Genomic DNA, 4268 nt, shown 5'->3' with positions numbered 1-4268 from the left:
GATACTGCCCGTGCCGTTTAGGGTTAAGCCTGCATCGATATCGGTGCGATTTGCCGTAACGCTTAGGTCAATTGCGGAAATAACACCGCTACTGTCGGCATCACTGTCTAAACTTTCGTTACCACCGACATTAGCGGTTGTAAATGCTCTGCCTGTCGGAGCAATCACTTTGACGGTGTAGTCTAATGAAGTATCTAAATTGTCAAAGAGGTAGTTGCCACTAGAATCGGTGTCGATACTGGCTAATAGTGTCGTGCCTGTGCTGTCGTAGAGTTCGACTTTAACGCCTGCAACGCCACTTTCGCCCGCGTCTTGAATTCCATCTGCATCTGAATCTAGCCAAATATGGTCGCCAATACTGCCTGTCCCTGTGTAAACATAACCTGCATCAACGGTTTGATTACTTTGACCTGCGGTTAAAGTGATAGTGTCGCTAATTCCAGTCGTGTTTAAATCGCTGTCCGTTGCATCATTTCCCCCTAAATCTTTACCTGTCGGAGTGAGGCTAGCGGATACACCACTGACTTGGATTTTATAATCACCTGCGGCTAAACCGTTGAAGACATACGCACCGTTACTGTCTGTCGTAGTTGTGGCTAAAGGGTTGTTGCTGTTGTCTAAAAGGGTGACGGTTGCACCACTAATACCGATTTCACCTGCGTCTTGAACGCCGTTTGCGTTTGCGTCGATAAAGACGAAATTGCCGATACTGCCTGTGCCGTTGAGGGTTAAACCTGCATCGATATCGGTGCGATTTGCCGTAACGCTTAAATCAATTGCGGAAATAACACCGCTACTGTCGGCATCACTGTCTAAGGTGTCATCACTGCCTGCATTAGTGCTTGTAAACGCTCTGCCTGTCGGGGCGGTCACTTTGACGGTGTAGTCTAATGAAGTATCTAAATTGTCAAAGAGGTAGTTGCCACTAGAATCGGTGTCGATACTGGCTAATAGTGTCGTGCCTGCGCTGTCATAGAGTTCGACTTTAACGCCTGCAACACCACTTTCGCCCGCGTCTTGAATTCCGTCCGTATCTGAATCTAGCCAAATACGGTCGCCAATACTGCCTGTCCCTGTGTAAACATAACCTGCGTCAACGGTTTGATTACTTTGACCTGCGGTTAGGGTGATGGTTGCTGTGATACTGGTTGCATCGATATCGCTGTCGACAGTATCGTCAGCTCCAGCATTTTGAGTTGTCGGGGTTAGGCTAGCGGATACACCACTGACTTGGATTTTATAATCACCTGCGGCTAAACCATTGAAGACATACGCACCGTTGCTGTCGGTCGTGGTTGTGGCTAAGGGATTGTTGCTGTTGTCTAAAAGGGTGACGGTTGCACCACTAATACCGATTTCACCTGCGTCTTGAACGCCGTTTGCATTCGCGTCGATAAAGACGAAATTGCCGATACTGCCTGTGCCGTTGAGGGTTAAGCCTGCATCTACATCGGTACGGTTGTTTGTGACACTTAAATCAATTGCGGAAATAACACCGCTACTGTCGGCATCGCTGTCTAAGGTGTCATCACTGCCTGCATTAGTGCTTGTAAACGCTCTGCCTGTCGGGGCGATGACTTTAACGGTGTAGTCTAGCGTGGTATCTAGATTGTCAAAGAGGTAATTGCCGTTTGTGTCGGTATCGATACTGGCAAGTAAGGTCGTACCTGTGCTGTCATAGAGTTCGACTTTAACACCTGCAACGCCACTTTCGCCCGCGTCTTGAATTCCGTCCGCATCTGAATCTAGCCAAATACGGTCGCCAATACTGCCTGTCCCTGTGTAAACATAGCCTGCGTCAACGGTTTGATTACTTTGACCTGCGGTTAGGGTGATGGTTGCTGTGATACTGGTTGCATCGATATCGCTGTCAACAGTATCGTCAGCTCCAGCATTTTGAGTTGTCGGGGTTAGGCTAGCGGAAACACCACTGACTTGTATCTTGTAATCACCCGCAGCTAAACCATTAAAGACATACGCGCCGTTACTGTCGGTTGTGGTTGTGGCTAAGGGATTGTTGCTGTTATCCAGTAACGTAACCGTTGCACCCGTAATGCCGATTTCACCTGCGTCTTGAATTCCGTTTGCATTCGCGTCGATAAAGACGAAATTGCCAATACTGCCCGTACCGTTTAGGGTTAAGCCTGCATCGATATCAGTGCGGTTGTTTGTGACACTTAAATCAATTGCGGAAATAACACCGCTACTGTCGGCATCGCTGTCTAAACTTTCGTTACCACCGACATTAGCGGTTGTAAACGCTCTGCCTGTTGGGGCGGTCACTTTGACGGTGTAGTCTAATGAAGTATCTAAATTGTCAAAGAGGTAGTTGCCACTAGAATCGGTGTCGATACTGGCTAATAGGGTCGTGCCTGTGCTGTCGTAGAGTTCGACTTTAACGCCTGCAACACCACTTTCGCCTGTGTCTTGAATTCCGTCTGCATCTGAATCTAGCCAAATATGGTCGCCAATACTGCCTGTCCCTGTGTAAACATAGCCTGCGTCAACGGTTTGATTACTTTGACCTGCGGTTAAAGTGATTGTTGCTGTGATACTGGTTGCATCGATATCGCTGTCGACAGTATCGTCAGCTCCAGCATTTTGAGTTGTCGGAGTGAGGCTAGCGGATACACCACTGACTTGGATTTTATAATCGCCCGCAGCTAAACCATTGAAGACATACGCACCGTTACTGTCGGTCGTGGTTGTGGCTAAGGGATTGTTGCTATTGTCTAAAAGTGTGACGGTTGCGCCCGTAATCCCAATTTCACCCGCGTCTTGGATACCGTTTGCATTCGCGTCAATAAAGACGAAATTGCCGATACTGCCTGTTCCATTGAGGGTTAAACCTGCATCGATATCGGTGCGATTTGCCGTAACGCTTAGGTCAATTGCGGAAATAACACCGCTACTGTCGGCATCACTGTCAGTGGCTTCAGTGGCACTACTGTTGTTTTGAACGGTAAAGCCTCTACCCGTTGGGGCAATGACTTTGACGGTGTAGTCAAGCGTGGTATCTAGGTTGTCAAAGAGGTAATTGCCGTTTGTGTCGGTATCGATACTGGCTAATAGGGTCGTGCCTGTGCTGTCGTAGAGTTCGACTTTAACGCCTGCAACACCACTTTCGCCTGTGTCTTGAATTCCGTCTGCATCTGAATCTAGCCAAATATGGTCGCCAATACTGCCTGTTCCTGTGTAAACATAGCCGGCATCAACGGTTTGATTACTTTGACCTGCGGTTAAAGTGATGGTTGCTGTAATGCCTGAACTATTGATGTCACTATCAAGGGTATCGTCAGCTCCAGCATTTTGAGTTGTCGGGGTTAGGCTAGCGGATACACCACTGACTTGGATTTTATAATCACCTGCGGCTAAACCGTTGAAGACATACGCACCGTTACTGTCGGTTGTGGTTGTGCTAAGAGGATTGTTGCTGTAGTCTAGTAGCGTGACGGTTGCACCAGTAATACCGATTTCACCTGCGTCTTGAACTCCGTTTGCATTCGCGTCGATAAAGACGAAATTGCCGATACTGCCTGTGCCGTTGAGGGTTAAGCCTGCATCGATATCGGTGCGGTTGTTTGTGACACTTAAATCAATTGCGGAAATAACACCGCTACTGTCGGCATCGCTGTCTAAGCTGTCGTCACCACCGACATTAGTGGTTGTAAACGCTCTGCCTGTCGGGGCGGTCACTTTGACGGTGTAGTCTAATGAAGTATCTAAATTGTCAAAGAGGTAGTTGCCGTTAGAATCGGTGTCGATACTGGCTAATAGGGTCGTGCCTGTGCTGTCATAGAGTTCGACTTTAACGCCTGCAACGCCACTTTCGCCCGCGTCTTGAATTCCGTCCGCATCTGAATCTAGCCAAATACGGTCGCCAATACTGCCTGTCCCTGTGTAAACATAACCTGCATCAACGGTTTGATTACTTTGACCTGCGGTTAAAGTGATGGTTGCTGTGATACTGGTTGCATCGATATCGCTGTCAACAGTATCGTCAGCTCCAGCATTTTGAGTTGTCGGGGTTAGGCTAGCGGATACACCACTGACTTGGATTTTATAATCACCTGCGGCTAAACCATTGAAGACATACGCACCGTTACTGTCGGTCGTGGTTGTGGCTAAGGGATTGTTGCTGTTGTCTAAAAGGGTGACGGTTGCACCACTAATACCGATTTCACCTGCGTCTTGAACGCCGTTTGCATTCGCGTCGATAAAGACGAAATTGCCGATACTGCCTGTGCCGTTGAGGGTTAAGCCTGCAT

At 48.1% G+C, this 4268-nt stretch carries 1 protein-coding gene; it reads right to left on the bottom strand.

Annotation, left to right across the window (positions count from 1 at the left end; translation table 11 throughout):
- Positions 1-4268, bottom strand: a 4268-nt coding sequence (locus BEGALDRAFT_RS11155; RefSeq protein ID WP_002690043.1) for a beta strand repeat-containing protein, incomplete at both ends; no start/stop codon positions are given.

The sequence above is a fragment of the Beggiatoa alba B18LD genome (assembly GCF_000245015.1).
Classification (GTDB): Bacteria; Pseudomonadota; Gammaproteobacteria; order Beggiatoales; family Beggiatoaceae; genus Beggiatoa; species Beggiatoa alba.
The sequence above is the reverse complement of the archived record's forward strand: the minus strand, read 5'-3'. Positions and strand labels throughout refer to the sequence as shown.